The sequence below is a fragment of the Paraburkholderia sp. RL18-085-BIA-A genome (assembly GCF_046027075.1).
In the GTDB taxonomy this organism is placed as follows: Bacteria; Pseudomonadota; Gammaproteobacteria; order Burkholderiales; family Burkholderiaceae; genus Paraburkholderia.
Map to the genome: position 1 here is coordinate 79420 of NZ_JARESU010000002.1, position 16873 is coordinate 96292.

Annotated in this window: 15 protein-coding genes; 11 read left to right on the forward strand and 4 right to left on the reverse strand. The window is 64.2% G+C overall.

All coding sequences use genetic code 11. The features are described 5' to 3' along the window. Positions 1-148 precede the first annotated feature (148 nt). The 5 genes from P0D89_RS01770 to P0D89_RS01790 all read left to right on the forward strand — a co-directional run bounded on the left by P0D89_RS01770 (position 149) and on the right by P0D89_RS01790 (position 8293). The gene (locus P0D89_RS01770) at positions 149-3331 is read left to right on the forward strand and encodes an efflux RND transporter permease subunit (protein ID WP_408356623.1); all 3183 of its coding nucleotides are present in this window, start codon (positions 149-151) and stop codon (positions 3329-3331) included. 88 nt (positions 3332-3419) lie between these two features. Next, positions 3420-4829: an efflux RND transporter periplasmic adaptor subunit gene (locus P0D89_RS01775; RefSeq protein ID WP_408356621.1), complete on the forward strand. Its 1410-nt coding sequence runs from the start codon at positions 3420-3422 to the stop codon at positions 4827-4829. 98 nt (positions 4830-4927) lie between these two features. Then, a complete protein-coding gene (locus P0D89_RS01780; RefSeq protein ID WP_408356619.1) occupies positions 4928-6394 on the forward strand; it encodes an efflux transporter outer membrane subunit in 1467 nt (488 codons plus the stop codon). Between the two features lie 152 nt (positions 6395-6546). After that, positions 6547-7827: an MFS transporter gene (locus P0D89_RS01785; RefSeq protein WP_408356617.1), complete on the forward strand. Its 1281-nt coding sequence runs from the start codon at positions 6547-6549 to the stop codon at positions 7825-7827. Between the two features lie 280 nt (positions 7828-8107). Then, positions 8108-8293, forward strand: coding sequence for a hypothetical protein (locus P0D89_RS01790; RefSeq protein WP_408356615.1), 186 nt, complete (start codon positions 8108-8110; stop codon positions 8291-8293). A 76-nt stretch (positions 8294-8369) separates the two neighbouring features. On the opposite strand, the gene mgrA is transcribed toward P0D89_RS01790, so the two are convergent. Next, the gene (gene mgrA / locus P0D89_RS01795) at positions 8370-9413 is read right to left on the reverse strand and encodes an L-glyceraldehyde 3-phosphate reductase (RefSeq protein ID WP_408356613.1); all 1044 of its coding nucleotides are present in this window, start codon (positions 9411-9413) and stop codon (positions 8370-8372) included. Between the two features lie 217 nt (positions 9414-9630). On the opposite strand from mgrA, the gene P0D89_RS01800 reads away from it, so the two are divergent. After that, positions 9631-9837 (forward strand): DUF3185 family protein, encoded by a 207-nt coding sequence (locus P0D89_RS01800; protein ID WP_408356611.1) that lies wholly within the window; start codon positions 9631-9633, stop codon positions 9835-9837. 80 nt (positions 9838-9917) lie between these two features. Here P0D89_RS01800 and P0D89_RS01805 read toward each other — a convergent pair whose 3' ends face one another. Both P0D89_RS01805 and P0D89_RS01810 read right to left on the reverse strand, forming a co-directional pair. Then, positions 9918-10679, reverse strand: coding sequence for a phytanoyl-CoA dioxygenase family protein (locus P0D89_RS01805; RefSeq protein WP_408356609.1), 762 nt, complete (start codon positions 10677-10679; stop codon positions 9918-9920). 90 nt (positions 10680-10769) lie between these two features. Then, positions 10770-11060 carry a hypothetical protein gene (locus P0D89_RS01810; RefSeq protein WP_408356607.1) on the reverse strand — a complete coding sequence of 97 codons (291 nt, stop codon included), beginning with the start codon at positions 11058-11060 and terminating at the stop codon, positions 10770-10772. Positions 11061-11139: 79 nt separating this feature from the next. Between P0D89_RS01810 and P0D89_RS01815 the strand changes: the two genes are divergently transcribed. Beyond that, complete coding sequence (locus tag P0D89_RS01815) at positions 11140-11508, forward strand: hypothetical protein (protein ID WP_408356605.1); 369 nt, start codon at positions 11140-11142, stop codon at positions 11506-11508. 193 nt (positions 11509-11701) lie between these two features. On the opposite strand, the gene metK is transcribed toward P0D89_RS01815, so the two are convergent. After that, positions 11702-12892: a methionine adenosyltransferase gene (metK, locus tag P0D89_RS01820; RefSeq protein ID WP_408356603.1), complete on the reverse strand. Its 1191-nt coding sequence runs from the start codon at positions 12890-12892 to the stop codon at positions 11702-11704. Positions 12893-13172: 280 nt separating this feature from the next. On the opposite strand from metK, the gene P0D89_RS01825 reads away from it, so the two are divergent. The 4 genes from P0D89_RS01825 (at position 13173) to xerC (ending at position 16837) form a co-directional block, all read left to right on the forward strand. Further along, complete coding sequence (locus P0D89_RS01825; protein ID WP_408356601.1) at positions 13173-14057, forward strand: lipid A biosynthesis lauroyl acyltransferase; 885 nt, start codon at positions 13173-13175, stop codon at positions 14055-14057. Between the two features lie 149 nt (positions 14058-14206). Beyond that, positions 14207-15082: a diaminopimelate epimerase gene (gene dapF / locus P0D89_RS01830; RefSeq protein WP_408356599.1), complete on the forward strand. Its 876-nt coding sequence runs from the start codon at positions 14207-14209 to the stop codon at positions 15080-15082. A gap of 58 nt (positions 15083-15140) precedes the next feature. Next, positions 15141-15863, forward strand: coding sequence for a DUF484 family protein (locus P0D89_RS01835; RefSeq protein ID WP_408356597.1), 723 nt, complete (start codon positions 15141-15143; stop codon positions 15861-15863). 50 nt (positions 15864-15913) lie between these two features. Continuing rightward, positions 15914-16837 (forward strand): tyrosine recombinase XerC, encoded by a 924-nt coding sequence (xerC, locus tag P0D89_RS01840; protein ID WP_408356595.1) that lies wholly within the window; start codon positions 15914-15916, stop codon positions 16835-16837. The last annotated feature ends 36 nt before the right edge of the window (positions 16838-16873 follow it).

Here is a 16873-nt window from a genome sequence, read left to right on the forward strand (position 1 = left end):
GGGATATCAAAAACGTGCACCGTCAGGACGATTCGCCCGATCCGCGCGCCGCGTCCGCTTGCCGTCGCGGCACGCGCCGTGTTCCGCGTAGCCGCGGCAATCAATGCGCGCGCGTCGCCGTCCGTGGTTTCGAGCGAGCGCGCTAGCCATGTGGATCGTTCGTCTCGCGCTGCGGCGCCCGTATACGTTCGTCGTGCTGGCCCTGCTTTTGCTGATCGTCGGGCCGCTGACCATTCTGCGCACGCCGACCGACATCTTCCCGAACATCGACATCCCGGTGCTCTCGGTCATCTGGTCGTATAACGGCCTGCCCGCCGACGAGATCGAAAAGCGCATCGTGCTCAACTACGAGCGCGGGCTGTCGGTGGCGGTCAACGATATCGAGCACACGGAATCGACTTCGTTGAACGGCATCGCGGTGATCAAGATCTTTTTTCAGCCGCACGCGAATATCGACGAAGCGCTCGCGGAAGTCACCGCGCTGTCGCAGGCGCAATTGCGCTCGCTGCCGCCCGGCATCACGCCGCCGTTCATTCTGCGCTACAACGCGTCGACGGTGCCGATCCTGCGGCTCGCGCTGTCGTCCGCGTCGCTGACCGAGCAGGAGCTGTACGACTTCGGCAACAACTTCCTGAAGACGCAGCTCGCCACCGTGCCCGGCGCTTCCGCGCCCTTGCCCTATGGCGGCAAGCAGCGGCAGATCATGGTCGATATCGATTCGCGCAAACTGCAGGAGCGCAATCTCTCGCCGCTCGATGTGGTCAACGCGGTCACCGCGCAGAATCTGATCCTGCCTTCGGGCACCGCGAAAATCGGCTCGACCGAATACTCGGTGGAAATGAACGGCAGCCCGGATTCGCTGGCCGGCCTGAACAACATTCCGATCCGCTCGACGGCCAACGGCACGGTCTATATCCGCGATGTCGCGCACGTGCGCGACGGCTTCCAGCCGCAGACCAATATCGTGCGCGTGAACGGCCAGCGTGCGTCGCTCCTGACCATCAACAAAAGCGGCAACACGTCCACGCTCGAGATCGTCGACCGCATCAAGAAGATGATGCCGACGCTGCGTAATCTCGTGCCCGCGTCGCTGAGTATCGACCCCGTCGCCGATCAGTCGCTGTTCGTGCGGGCGTCCGTGCAGGGCGTGCTGCGCGAAGCGTTGATCGCCGCGTGCCTGACCGGTCTGATGATTCTGCTGTTCCTCGGCAACTGGCGCGCGACTCTGATCATCGCCGTGTCGATTCCGCTGTCGATGATCACGTCCATCATCGCGCTGTCGATGCTCGGCGAAACCATCAACATCATGACGCTTGGCGGGCTCGCGCTCGCGGTCGGGATTCTGGTCGACGATGCGACGGTGGCGATCGAGAACATCAGCCAGCAACTGGAACAGGGCAAGCCGCTCGAACAGGCGATTCTCGACGGCGCGCATCAGATCGCGATTCCGACGCTGGTGTCGACCCTGTCGATCTGCATCGTATTCGTGCCGATGTTTCTGCTGACGGGCGTCGCGCACTATCTGTTCATCCCGCTCGCCGAGGCCGTGGTGTTCGCGATGCTGGCTTCGTATTTCTTCTCCCGCACGCTCGTGCCGACGCTCGCGAAATATCTGCTGCGCTATCACCACAAACCGACGGACCTGCATCACGCACCGGCGCAAACGCGCAATCCGTTCATGCGCGTGCACTACGCTTTTGAACGCGGCTTTGCGCGCCTGCGCGAGCGCTATCGTGTGTTTCTCGAAGCGCGCGTCGCGCGGCCGGGTTTGTTCGTGACGCTATTTCTGCTCTGCTGTGGCGCGTCGATGGTACTGATGCCATTTCTCGGCCGCGACTTCTTCCCGGCTGTCGACGCAGGCACGATCGCGCTGCATCTGCGTGCGAAAACCGGCATGCGGGTCGAGGAAACCGCGGTGGTGACCGACCGGGTCGATACGAGGATTCGTCAATTGATACCGCCGGACGAGTTGCATTCGATCATCGACAACATTGGCTTGCCGGTCTCGGGCATCAACCTCTCGTACAGCAACACCGGCACGATCGGCACTTCGGATGCCGACGTGCTGATCACGCTGAATCCCGATCATCACCCGAGCGCCGCTTACGTGCGCACATTGCGGCGCACGCTCACCGACGAATTCCCCGGCGTGCAGTTCGCGTTTCTGCCTGCGGATATCGTCAGTCAAACGCTCAACTTCGGCATGCCGTCGCCGATCGACATTCAGATCGTCGGGCGCGAGGTAGCCGGCAATCGCGTGTTCGCCGCGACGCTGCTGAACCGTCTACGCACGGTGCCGGGTCTGGCCGACGTGCGCATCCAGCAGCCCGCCGACCTGCCGCGCATCTTTATCGACGTGGACCGCACGCGCGCCCAGCAAGCGGGTTTCTCGCAACGCGACATCGCGAGCAATCTGCTGATCACGCTATCCGGCAGCCAGCAAACCACGCCGACCTTCTGGCTGAATCCGCGCAACGGCGTCAGCTACAACGTGATCACGGAAGCGCCGCAATACACGATCGATTCGCTGCAATCGCTCGCGAACATTCCGTTGAACGCGAACGGCCGCAGCAATATTCTCGGCTCGCTCGCGACCATGAAGCGTGAAGCCGCCAATGCGGTGCTCACGCACTACAACGCGCAGACCACCATCGACATCTTCGGCACCGCTGACGGCCGCGATCTCGGCGGCGTCTCCGACGACATCCGCAAGATCGTCGACGACGCCCGCGCCGAACTGCCCAAAACCTCGACCATCGAAATCCGCGGCCAGGTGCAGACCATGAACGATTCGTTCGCGGGCCTGTTCGCCGGTCTCGTGTTCGCGGTGCTGCTGGTGTATCTGCTGATCGTGGTGAACTTCCAGTCGTGGCTCGATCCGTTCATCATCATCACCGCGCTGCCGGGCGCGCTGGCGGGCATCGTGTGGATGCTGTTCCTCACGCGCACTACGCTGTCGATTCCCGCGCTGACAGGCGCGATCATGTGCATCGGCATTGCGACCGCCAACTCGATTCTCGTCATCAGCTTCGCGCGCGAACGCCTGCTCGAACATGGCGACGCGACGCACGCAGCGATCGAAGCCGGCTTCACGCGTTTTCGTCCGGTGCTGATGACGGCCCTCGCGATGGTGATCGGCATGGTGCCGATGGCGATCGGTCTCGGCGAAGGCGGCGAGCAGAACGCGCCGCTCGGGCGCGCGGTGATCGGCGGCCTCGCGGTCGGCACGGTCGCGACGCTGATCTTCGTGCCGGTGGTGTTCTCGATGATCTACCGGCGGCTCGCGGCGCGGCGCCAGCGGGCGGCCGAGCACGTGGTGAACAAGCCATGACGCGGCGCGCGGCATGTATGACATGCAACAACGCATGCAACAAGAGAGGCAGCGTCGACTGCCCACGCAATCTCACAGGGGAAGTTTGATGGAAGCACAACGTCCAGACGGTTCCGGCAGCGCGCGCGATCCCGCGAAGGCGAAGCGCGCGCGCTGGCTCATCGTCGTGGCGGCTTTGGTGGTGATCGCGCTCGCGGCTCAGGGCATCTGGTCGCGTCACACCGCGCACGCGGCGCTCGAACGCGATGCCGAGCATGCGAGCCAGATGAGCGTCGAAGTCGTGCGGCCGCAGAAGTCGTCGGCTGGGCTCGATCTCGTGCTGCCCGGCAACGTGCAGGCCTTTCTCGACACGCCGATCTACGCACGCACCAACGGCTATCTGAAGAAGTGGTACGCCGACATCGGCGCGCGCGTGAAAAGCGGCCAGTTGCTCGCAGAAATCGACACGCCAGAAGTGGACGATCAACTGCGCGCCGCCCGCGCCGATCTCGCGAATGCCAACGCGAACTATGCGCTCGCGAAAAGCACCGCCGATCGCTGGACTGAAATGCTGAAGAGCAAATCTGTGTCGAAGCAGGAGACCGACGAGAAGGTCGGCGACATGCTCGCGAAGAAGGCCACGCTCGACGCCGCGCGCTTTAACGTCGCGCGTCTGGAGAAAACGCAGTCGTTCCAGAAGGTCTACGCGCCGTTCGACGGCACGGTGACCGCGCGCAACGTGGACGTCGGCGCGCTGATCGACGCGGGCAGCGCGGGCGGCCCGGCGAAGGAGCTGTTTCATGTCGCGCAGGCGGATCGGCTGCGCGTTTATGTGAACGTGCCACAGGCCTACGCGCAGCAGGTGCGCGCGCGGCAAACGGCGTTTCTCACGTTGACCGAGGTGCCGTCGCGCCATTATCCGGGCACGGTGGCGCGCACCGCGGGCGCCGTGGATCAGCAACAGCGGACCATGTTGGTCGAAGTCGATGTCGACAATCGCAATGGGGAGTTGCTGCCTGGCGCGTATGCGCAGGTGCATTTCGCGTTGGGCGCGGGCACTGCGCCGTTCACGCTGCCGGGTAACGCGTTGCTGTTCCGGCCGGATGGCGTGAAGGTCGCGACTGTCGATGCGCAACGTAAGGTGAAGCTGCTGCCGGTATCGCTCGGGACGGACTTCGGCACCCGAGTCGCGATCGCGTCCGGCTTGCGCGGCGACGAGCAGGTGATCCTGAATCCGCAGGACTCGATCGTCGATGGCGCGCCGGTGCGGATCGTGCCGCGTAACGCCGAAGGGGCGGAAGGGGCTCCTGGGGCGGCGGCCGGAGCGTCGGGTTCGGCGGCTGGCGGCGAAGGTGCGGCGGGCGCTTCCGGTGCGGCGGCGAAGGGCGAAGATGCAACGGGTGCTTCCAGTGCGGCGGCAAGCGACGAGAAAACCGTGAACGCTTCACCCTCAGCATCGGCCAGCTTATCGCCGACCATTCACGCCAGCGCGCAGCCATCTGTGAGGGCATCGTCATGAACGCGCGAGCCTTGCGCCGCAGAGTCACGCCGCGACCGGCGGCCGCGACCATTCGTCTTCCTGCGCGCGGGTTCGTGCGTAGCTCCGCGTTGGCCAGCATGCGCGCCTCGACATTCGCGCTCACCGTCACCCTCGCCGCCTGCACCGTCGGCCCCGACTATGTGAAGCCGCCCACGACCACCGCGGCGACCTACAAGGAACTCGAAGGCACCGGCTGGAAGCCCGCGCAACCCGCCGACACGCTCACGCGCGGCGCGTGGTGGAGCATCTATTCAGACCCATCGCTCGACGTACTCGAACAGCAGGTCGCGAACGCAAACCAGAACGTGCAAGCCGCCGAAGCGCGCTTTCGCGCCGCCCGCGCGACGGTCGCGCAATACAGGTCGAGCTTCTTCCCGGTGGTCACGGCCAACGCAACGTATTCGCGCGCGCGGACCTCGGAGAACGTGCTGCACAAATCGACCGCCGGCCTCACGCTGAACGACTACCTCGTGCAAGCCGACGCCTCGTGGGAACCGGACCTGTGGGGCCGCGTGTCGCGCAGCGTCGAGGGCGCGAAAGCCGAGGCGCAGGCCAGCGCCGCCGACGCGCAAGCTGTGCTCCTGTCGATGCAGGCCGAACTCGCGACGGACTACTTCGAACTGCGCGGACTCGATCAGGAGCGCCAGCTTCTCGACGACACGATCAAGGCCTACCGCGAAGCGCTGGATCTGACGCAGCACCGCTATGCCGGCGGCATCGCCACCGACGCCGATGTCGCGCAAGCGCAGACGCAGTTGAAGACCACTCAGGCGCAAGCGCTCGACCTCGGCGTGCAGCGCGCGCAGCTCGAACACGCGATCGCGATTCTGATCGGCCAGACACCGTCCACTTTCTCGCTGCCGGTTGCGCCGCTCGCGGCCGTGCCGGTGGTGGCGGAAGCGGGCGTGCCGTCCGCGTTGCTCGAACGACGGCCCGACATCGCATCCGCGGAGCGACAGGTCGCCGGGATGAACGCGCAGATCGGCGTGGCAACAGCGGCGTTTTTCCCGAACCTGATTCTGTCGGTGACGGGCGGGCTCGAAGCAACCAACTACAGCCAGTGGCTGCTCGCGCCGAGCCGGTTGTGGTCGCTCGGGCCGACGCTCGCGGGCACGCTGCTGGACTTCGGCGGACGCGCAGCAGTGAAAGAACAGGCGCGCGCGCAGTACGACGAAAGCGTCGCGCAATACCGGCAGACAGTGCTGAGCGCGTTCGGCCAGGTCGAGGACAATCTCGCCGCGCTACGCGTGCTCGAACAGGAAGCCGCCGCCCAGGACGACGCGGTGGCCGCCGCGCAGCGCGCACTGGCGGTCGTATCGGACCGCTATAAAAACGGCGCGATCACTTATCTCGATGTGGTCGTCGCGCAAACGACGGCGCTTACCAACGAGCGCAACGCGGTGTCGATCGCACGGCGCCGGATGGCCGCGAGTGTTGCGCTGGTCAAAGCACTGGGCGGCGGCTGGAATGCATCCGACTTACCGACCGACGAACAGATCGTGCATCCGTCCGCGCCGGCCAGCGATGCGGCCGCGCACGGGTAGTTGCCGATTTCAACTATCGGTTTCGGCCATTGGTTTCACCGCGAGGAAAAAAGCAGCGTGCGGCGCTGCGCGGCGCGCCGTTCTGCGAGTCTATTTCAGCGTATCCTTAACTCCTTTTCTGCATGTCGCGTTTCCCCAAGGAGATTTTTCTCGTGACCCCGCCGCCGGAATCCCACCGGACTGCTACCTCGGCTGTTCCTTCTTCACCTGCCTCTTCCCACGCCTCCACCGTGTCCGACATTCCGTACCTCGAACGCGGCACGCGTGCATACTGGCGCGCCAGCATCGCGCTGCTGTTTGCCGGTTACGCGACCTTCTCGTTGCTGTATTGCGTGCAGCCATTGCTGCCGTCGTTTTCCGCGGCGTTCGGCGTCACGCCGGCTCAAAGCAGTTTGTCGCTCTCGCTCACCACCGCTGCGCTCGCGCTCGCCGTGTTCGTCGCCGGCTTCGTCTCCGAAGGCTGGAGTCGTCACAAGCCGATGACGCTGTCACTCACGGTATCGGCCCTGCTGACCATTGGCGTGTCGATCGCACCGCAGTGGCATCAGTTGCTCGTGCTGCGCACGCTCGAAGGTCTCGCGCTCGGCGGCGTGCCCGCCGTCGCGATGGCCTATCTCGCCGAGGAAGTGCATCCGGACGGGCTCGGTCTCGCAATGGGTCTTTACGTCGGCGGCACTGCGATCGGTGGGATGGCGGGGCGCGTGATCACCGGCGTCGTCGCGGATCTGTTTTCGTGGCGCGTGGCGATCGGCACGATCGGCGTGCTAGGTCTGTTGTCGATGCTCGCGTTTCGCGCGCTGCTGCCGCCGTCGCGTCACTTCGTGCCGCGTCGCGGGCTCGGCTTCGCGCATCATCGCACCGCGCTGCTCAGGCAGTTCATGCGGCCGGGATTGCCGTTGCTGTTCCTGCAGGGCTTCGTGCTGATGGGCAGCTTCGTCACGCTGTACAACTACATCGGCTATCGGCTGCTCGCGCCGCCTTATCACCTGAATCAGACGGAGATCGGCGCGATCTTTGTCGTGTATCTGACCGGCGTGGTCGCGTCGCCGTGGTCGGGGCGCATGGCCGACACGTTCGGCCGCGCTCGCGTGTTGACCGGCAGTCTGCTGTTGATGGTGCTCGGCCTCGCTCTCACAATGCTGCATCCCCTCGCCATGATTGCGACCGGCATAGCGTGCGTGACCTTCGGCTTTTTTGCCGGGCATTCGGTGGCGAGCGGCTGGGTCGGACGCCTTGCCAGGGACGCAAAGGGCCAAGCGGCCGCGCTGTATCTGCTCGCGTACTACATCGGTTCGAGCGTGATCGGTTCGTACGGCGGCCATGTCTGGGCCGGTTACGGATGGAATGGCGTCGCGGGACTCGTCGGCACGCTGCTCGTCATCGGACTGGTTGCGGCGATGCATTTGCGCGGGCGCGAACAGGCCAACGCGTAGCGTGCAGGCTCGGCAAGCCGCGATCCAGTGCGCATTGAAAAACGCCAAAAAGTAAGGCCGGCGTAAGCAAACACTTCATTTGTTTCGATCGGCTTGCTGCGCTGCGCCAATCGCGGCGGCCCTTGCCGCGCCGGGTTCAGCGGCTTGCGAAAAGCCGCCGCGACGCCGCGAAGGGCTGCCATGTCAATGCCGCCTTCTCCTATACTCCAATCGAGCGCGAGCGGTGCCTGGCTCAGCACATCGAGCCGGCCATGCGCCAGTGATAAATAAGGAGACGGATATGACGACCTACTTCACGATCGGCGATTTCATCCTGGTCATTCCGATGGCTCTGGCCGGTGCTTTGTTTGTCGGCGCGCTTCCCTGCAAGACAGAACTACGGCACAACGCGCTGCGCGTGCTCGGCGCTCTGATCGGCGTGATGTGCGCGGTCGCGCTGGTCGAAGGTCTGCCCGCTCTGGTGTAGTGAAAGAAAAAGCCGCCTCATGGGCGGCTTTTTCGCTTCCTGCGTTTTTATATCTACGCGCTGTGGGTCACGCGGATCAGATCGCCTGATCCGTCGACGGCTTTTCCCACAAGTTGATTCCGCCTTCAGTTGCGTAGCGATCGATCTCCGCGAGTTCCTCTTTTGAGAACGCGAGGTTCTTCAACGCGCCGACGTTCTCACGCACCTGCTCCGCACGGCTCGCGCCGATCAGCACCGACGTCACGCGCGGATCACGCAATGCCCACGCGAGCGCCATTTGCGCAAGACTCTGTCCGCGTCGCTGCGCGATGTCGTTGAGCTTGCGCACGTGCTCGATGTTTTGCTCGCTCAAATGCTCCTGCTTCAACGATCCGCCGCCCGGCTTGTTGACGCGCGCGTCGGCCGGCACGCCGTTCAGGTATTTGCCGGTGAGCAGCCCCTGAGCGAGCGGCGTGAATGCGATCGAGCCCGCGCCGACCTTCTCCAGCGTATCCAGCAGTTCGTGTTCGATCCAGCGGTTGAGCATGTTGTATGCAGGCTGATGGATCAGCAACGGCACCTTGTACTCCGCGAGCAGCTTCGTCATTTCGAGCGTCTTGGACGCCGAGTACGACGAAATGCCGATATACAACGCCTTGCCTTGCTGCACGGCGCTCGCCAATGCGCCGGCGGTTTCTTCGAGCGGCGTGTCCGCATCGAAGCGATGCGAATAGAAGATGTCGACGTAGTCGAGGCCCATGCGTTGCAGGCTCTGATCGAGACTGGCAAGCACGTACTTGCGCGAGCCGCCGCCCTGGCCGTACGGGCCCGGCCACATGTCCCAACCGGCCTTCGACGAAATCAGCAGTTCGTCGCGATACGGTTTGAAATCGTCCTTGAACAGGCGGCCGAAATTCGTCTCCGCACTGCCGTACGGCGGGCCGTAGTTGTTCGCCAGATCGAAGTGCGTGATGCCGAGGTCGAACGCCGTGCGCAGGATGTCGCGCTGCGTGGAGATCGGCGTGGTGTCGCCGAAGTTGTGCCACAAGCCGAGCGACAGCGCCGGCAGTTTGAGACCCGACTTGCCGCAGACGCGGTACTGCATGTCCGAATAGCGTTCTGAAGCTGCTTCGTAAGCCATTGCTAGTGTCCTTGTTGGTGAAGTCGCCCGGCCGATGCGGGCGTATGACGATCACACGTTGCGGGAGGCATGCCGCTTTTATAGGTTTGTGTCGAAGTGCGGCCAGACCGCTATGTTAGCCAATCGACGCGATGCGTGCAGACGCCCATTATGCGGGATGGACGATTGCTTGCACCTCCCCTACACTTTGGCCGGTCAACGCAGATGGGAGGACTAGATGACGAAGGCGATTTCAATCGCGCTGATTGTCGGCGGTATCGTGCTGCTGTATTTCGGCGGGCAGGCGTTCAACTCGGTTAGCAGCGAGGTCGCTCGCGTGTTCACCGGTTCGCCGAGCAACAAGGCGATCATGCTGATCGTGGCAGGCGTGGTGGCGACGCTCGCCGGATTAACGGGCGTGGCGATGTCCGGCCGCAAGCGGTGATTGTTCGTGTGGTCGTGAATTTGCGCGGCGCTTTGTGCCCCATTGAATGAACGGGCATCAGCGCCGCCGCAGATAAAAATCTAGAAGGCCACCTCGGGCTTCGCGGCCGACCGCGTGCCCGGCAACGGCACATTGCTCGCGCCGTGATAGGTGTACACCAGAGAAAACTTCACCTGATCGCTGAGATTCTTGCCGGCCGAATGCAGCGTGTTGCAGTGAAAGAACACCACGTCCCCGGTATTCAATTCGGGCGACACCGCGCTGCGAATCCACACCTGGTTCTCTTCCAGATCGGAGCGGAAAAACTTGGCCTGGTCGAAACGCTCGGAGGTGAACGCGGCGCTGTGCGACTTCGGCACGAACCACAACGCGCCGTTGTCGACCGTCTCCGGGCCGACCGCAAGCCACACCGACACCAGGTCGTCACGCTCGAATGACCAGTAGCGCACGTCCCGATGCCAGCCGGTCAAGCTGCCATACGCGGGATGCTTGGTCATCATGCAGTTGTGATGCGCGCGCGACAGGCGCGGTTCTTCACCGAAGTACAACTCCATCCAACCGCGAATTTCCGGCGCGGTGGCCCACTGCGCGAATGCCGGATGACGCCCGTACGTATCCAGTAGCCGCCGCACCGTGTGTCCACCCGGCGAGATTCTCGACGACGGCGCCCCGGGGTACTGCAGATCCGCTTCGAACTCGATCGGCGCGGCCGCTTCCTGCAACTGCTTCTGCGCGATCTGCCTGAGTTCCGCGCAACGCTCGGGCGACACCAATCCTGGCACCACGACAAAGCCCTGCTCCTGCAACGTGTGAATCTGCTCTTTCTTCGAATGAAGTGACATGGTGATCCGTTACCGTCGACTAGCTGATGCTCGATTGTAAAGCGGGCACGATCGCGTTGCGCGCAGATTCGCCGCGCCGACGCCACAGCCTTACGCACAACTTTCACGCGTGATGGGCTTTCGCACCGCACTTCGAATGGGCAAGCATGCACGATAATCGACCGCAAAGGGCGCGACCGAGCGGGCTCGCGTCGCGTTCGACCCGGTAAAAACCCTTATTTGCAGGGTAAAAACCGACTTTCTGATGTCATCAATCACGTGTAGCCTGCATGCATGTTGATCGCCGCTTCCGTATTTTCGCGTCGCGCACGGGCCGCCACGGCCCACGCCGCCGACCACCACGCTTTTTCCTGTCGAATTCCAGGCTTTCGCGTCGTCCATTGCGACACCGTCGTTGGCACATTTGGTGCTGCTATCGGCGCACGTTCCGTCGCGCGACACATTGCCTACCTGTGAAGCCATGCACACTCTTCTGAATACTCGCCTTACCCGCGCCGCGCTGAAAGCGGCGCGGCCCGCCCGCCGCCACATCGTCCGTGCGCTGCGTCATCACGCGACCCGCACGCGCGCGCTGGGCGAACAATGGCGCGATGCCAAAGCAGTCGACGGCATTCGCACCTGGTTTCATACGTTCTTCTCCGCGCTGCGTCTGCAGGGCGGGTCGCGCCGCCTTTCGCTGCGCACGCTGTTGCGCAAGCCGACGCCGCTGCGACTGACCGTCGCAAAACGCGTAGCGGTCGTCGCGCCGCAGAATACGAGCCGCCGCCCCCGTCGCATGTCGACGAGCAGCAGCAGCGGCTGGTTTGCGTTCCCGTTTGCCAGTCGTTGAGGCGATTGTTCGAACGCATTTCTGCGTTGGCAGCGCGTCCGTAGTTCTTAAGCAGGCCCGTATTGCGGCTTTCGTTGAGACTTTCGATGGCGCGGGCCCACTGCGCGCGACAAGGCAGCAAACGCACAGGCAATAAAAAACCCCGCCCGGCTCGCGCCGGCGGGGGTTTTTACTGAAGCGAAAACGGCTAGCGTTAATCCGCCAGCGCGGCAACCGGTTCCGTGCCCGCAGCTTCGGCGAGTGCCAGTGCCTTGTCCGTGGCTTCCCACGTGAATTCCGGCTCTTCGCGGCCGAAGTGACCATAAGCCGCGCTCTTCTCGTAGACCGGGCGCAGCAGATCGAGCATCTGGATGATGCCCTTCGGACGCAGGTCGAAATGCTCCTGCACCAGGCGCGTGATAGTCGCATCCGACACGCGGCCCGTGCCGAACGTGTTGACCATCACAGAAGTCGGCTGAGCGACGCCGATTGCGTACGACACCTGAATCAGACAACGCGACGCAAGGCCAGCGGCCACGATATTCTTCGCGACATAACGGCCGGCGTAAGCCGCCGAGCGGTCGACCTTCGACGGATCCTTGCCCGAGAACGCGCCACCGCCGTGCGGCGCAGCACCGCCGTACGTGTCGACGATGATCTTGCGGCCGGTCAAACCGCAATCGCCTTGCGGACCGCCAATCACGAAACGGCCAGTCGGGTTCACCAGGAACTTGATGTCGCCCTTGATGAGGTCGGCCGGCAGCGTCGGCTTGATGACTTCTTCGATCACGGCTTCGCGCAGCGTGTCCAGATCGATGTCCGGCGAATGCTGCGTGGACAGCACGACGGTGTCGATCGAATGCGGCTTGCCGTCGACGTAACGCACGGTGACCTGCGACTTCGCATCCGGACGCAGCCAGGGCAGGCGGCCGTCGCGGCGCAGATTTGCCTGACGCTCCACCAGACGGTGCGACAGGTGGATCGGCAGCGGCATCAGTTCCGGCGTTTCTTCACACGCGTAACCGAACATCAGGCCCTGGTCGCCGGCGCCTTGATCGAGGTTGTTGTCGTGCGCGCGGTCCACGCCCTGCGCGATATCCGGCGATTGCTTGTCGTACGCGACGAGCACCGCGCAGCCGCGGTAGTCGATGCCGTAGTCGGTGTTGTCGTAGCCGATGCGCTTGATGGTGTTGCGCGCGACCTGGATGTAGTCGACGTTCGCGGTGGTGGTGATTTCACCGGCCAGCACGACCAGACCCGTGTTGCACAGCGTTTCGGCCGCGACGCGCGAGTATTTGTCCTGCGCGAGGATTGCGTCGAGAATGGCGTCCGAAATCTGGTCCGCGACTTTGTCGGGATGGCCTTCGGAGACGGATTCGGAAGTGAAGAGATAGTCGTTTGCCACGTTGCAGACTCCTGTTTGGTGGTTACGGTTGAGTTTCACGTAGCCAGCTTCGGGGAGCCTTGAAGCGGCGACGCTTTAGCGGATTACCTTACCTGCGGGCACAGATCGTATGGATCGCGCACCCGCTGGCTTCGCCCCGCAAGTTGTCTATTAACTCGGCGAAGCCCTTATTATAGCGACTTCCTTGAATTGTCACAGAGTGTCCACGAGTGCGGTATTACGTCAATTTTTCCGCTTCCCTGAAATCCGTCACGCGCCACGCTCCGTTTCCGGAGGCGGCATGCTGAGCCGCTATGGCGCGCAGCTCGCGATCGGGCTGCTGAAACTTTTTGCGTTGTTGCCCTACGGTTTCGTCGCCCGTCTCGGCGATGGGCTCGGCTGGCTGCTTTATCAGGTTCCAAGCCGGCGCCGACGCATCGTCCACACCAACCTGAAGCTGTGCTTCCCCGAGTGGAGCGACGAGCGCCGCCAAGACGTCGCGCAGAAGCACTTCCGTCACGCGATCCGCAGCTACCTCGAACGCAGCGTGCAGTGGTTCGGCTCGGCGAAGAAGCTCGAAAAGCTGATCCAGCTCGACAGCGCGATCGATCTGACGGACCCGAATCTGCCGCCCACGCTGTTTCTCGGCTTTCACTTCGTCGGCATCGAGGCCGGCTCGATCTTCCTGAATTATTCACTCAAGCGTCAATGCGGCTCGCTGTATCAGCCGATGTCGAACCTCGAACTGGAGGAAGTCGCCAAAGCGGCGCGCGCGCGTTTCGGCGCGGACATGGCGAGCCGCGCGGACAGCGCGCGCATCGTGTTGCGCTGGCTGCGCGAACGCAAGCCGGTGATGCTCGGCGCGGATATGGACTACGGCGCGCGCAATTCCACCTTCGTGCCGTTCTTCGGCGTGCCGACCTGCACGCTAACCGCGGTGGGTCGTCTCGCGAAGGTCGGACGCGCGCAGGTCGTGCCATTCATCGGCGAAGTGCTGCCGAACTACAAGGGTTATCGCCTCAGAGTCTTCAAGCCGTGGGACAACTACCCCACCGGCGACGACGACGCGGACGCGCGGCGCATGAACGAGTTTCTCGAAGAGCAGATTCCGCTGATCCCCGAGCAGTACTACTGGGTGCACAAGCGCTTCAAGACCCGGCCTCCGGGCGAACCGAGGGTGTATTGAGGTGCGCGGCCGCGGCGCGGCCAGTGCGGCCAGCGGCTAGTGCGGCGGCCGCGGCCGGCGCGGACGGTTCCGTCGGCGCAACAACCGTCCCAGCGCGGAAATACGGCGACGTTCGGCGCGCCTGCGGGCGCGTCACTTACAATAGCGTGATGAAACTGAAATTCACCAAAATGCACGGCGCGGGCAACGACTTCGTCGTGCTCGACGGCTACACCCAACCGGTCAACCTGACGCCGGCGCAGGTGCGCGCGCTCGCGGACCGGCATTTCGGCGTCGGCGCCGATCAATTGCTGCTGGTCGAAAGACCCACTGTGGAAGGCGTCGATTTCCGATATCGCATCTTCAACTGCGACGGCGGCGAGGTCGAGCATTGCGGCAATGGCGCGCGCTGCTTCGTCAAGTTCGTGCGCGAGCGCGGCCTGACCGATCGGCGCAGCGTGCGCGTGCAAGTGCAGAAAGGCACCATCACGCTGACCATGCAGGACAACGGCGAAGTGGTGGTCGACATGGGCACGCCGGTATTCGACCCGGAACGCGTGCCGTTCGCCACCAAAGGCCTCGAAGGCCGCCGCGAAAGCACGGACACGCTCTGGCCGCTCGACGTGAACGGTACGACGCGCTGGATTTCGGTGGTGTCGATGGGCAATCCGCATGCGGTGCAGGTGGTCGACGATGCCGAAGCCTTCCCGGTGCTGGTCGAAGGCCCGGCGATCGAGCGCCACGCGCGTTTCCCGCAGCGGGTGAACGCTGGCTTCATGCAGATCGTCGGCCGCAGTGAGATCAAGCTGCGCGTCTACGAACGCGGCGCGGGCGAAACGCTGGCGTGCGGCACGGGCGCCTGCGCGGCGGTCGCGGCCGGCATCCGGCGCGGGCTGCTGGACGCGCCGGTGCTGGTGCACACGCACGGCGGCAAGCTGACCATCTCGTGGGACAACACGCGTGAAGGAGAGTCGCTGCTGATGGCGGGCCCCGCGGCAACCGTATTCGAAGGCGAGATCGAACTGGCCGACGCCTTGGCCGCTTAAACTGATTGACCGATGCGCCGCCCCGAGGGCGTCGTCCTGTAGTCCTTTAGCCGAAACCATGAACGATCGCGAAGTCGCCGAATATCTGCTCGCCAACCCCGAATTCTTCGCCGAACACGCGGAGATGCTCGCGACCATCCGGCTCGCGAATCCGCACGGCAAAGCCGCGGTATCGCTGCAGGAGCGGCAGATGGAAATGCTGCGCGACAAGAACAAGCATCTCGAACGGCGCCTCGCCGAATTGCTGCGCTATGGGCACGAGAACGACAGCATCGCGTCGAAATTCAACCGCTGGACCATCCGCGTGATGGCCGAGCGCGATCCGTACGCGCTGCCGCGCACGATCGCCCACGGTTTGCGCGATATCTTCGACGTGCCGCAGGCCGCGCTGCGCGTGTGGGATGTGGCCGAGCCTTACGCCCAGGCCGACTTCGCGCGCCATGTCGGCGAGGAAGTGCGCATTTTCGCCAGCAGTCTCACCACGCCGTACTGCGGCGCGAATACGGGCTTCGAGGCGGCACAGTGGCTGGTGCCGGCGGTGAGCGCGGTGGCCGACGAGAACGCAGCCGGCAACGCGACATCCGAGTCGGCGCACGTCACCGAATCGGTCGCGCTGCTCGCGCTGCGCGACCCCGACGGCAACGAGGAAGCGCCCACCTTCGGCCTGCTGGTGATGGGCTCGGCCGACGCGCGCCGCTTCCACGACGGCATGGCCACCGATTTCCTGACGCAGATCGGCGCGCTGGCAAGCGCCGCGCTGAGCCGTCTGCTGCCGCGCTGATCCCGCGCCCACCGACACTCTCCTGCGCCAGCCGCTCCACAAAGCCCACCGTGACCGCCGCCGACCCGATCGCTGCCTACCTGTCGAATCTCGAACATGAGCGGCGGCTATCGGCGCATACGTTGCGCGGCTATACCCACGAACTCGAAGAACTCAGGCTGCTGGCCAAAGGCCGGCCGCTAGAAAGCCTGACCGCCGTCGACATTCGCGGCGCCGTCGCGCGCGCACACTCGGGCGGCCTGACCGCGCGCTCGATCAGCCACCGGTTGTCGGCGTGGCGCGCGTTTTACCGCTGGCTCGCCGGGCGCGTCGAACTGCCGGCCAATCCGGTTGCCACCGTGCGTGCGCCGAAGCAGGCCAGGACGCTGCCCAAAGCCCTTTCCGTCGACGACGCCACGCGTCTGATGGAAAGCCCGGTTGCCGCATCGCCCGAAGGTTTGCGCGATCACGCGATGCTCGAACTGTTTTACTCGTCCGGGCTGCGTCTCGCGGAACTGGTCGGCCTCGACGTCCGTTTCACCGACAGCGACGGCTACCGTTCCGCCGGCTGGCTGAAGCTGGAATCGGCCGAGGTAGAAGTGCTCGGCAAGGGCAAGCGGCGTCGTGTGGTGCCGGTCGGCAGCAAGGCAATCGACGCGCTGAACGCGTGGCTCGCGGTGCGCGGGCAGATGGTGAAGCACGACCCGCATCCGCTGTTTCTGTCGGCGCGCGGCAATCGGCTGTCGCCCAACGTCGTGCGTGAGCGTGTGAAGCGCGCGGCGCTGGTCGCCGGTATTCCTGCCAACGTGCATCCGCACGTGCTGAGGCACTCGTTCGCCACGCACGTGCTGCAGTCGAGCGGCGATCTGCGCGCCGTCCAGGAGTTGCTAGGCCATGCCAGCATCACCGCCACGCAGGTCTATACCGCGCTCGATTTCCAGCATCTCGCCCGCGTCTACGACGAGGCGCACCCACGCGCCAAAAAACGCGACTGACGCCGCTTCGCGCGGCTCCCGGTCTCCGCTTTCGCT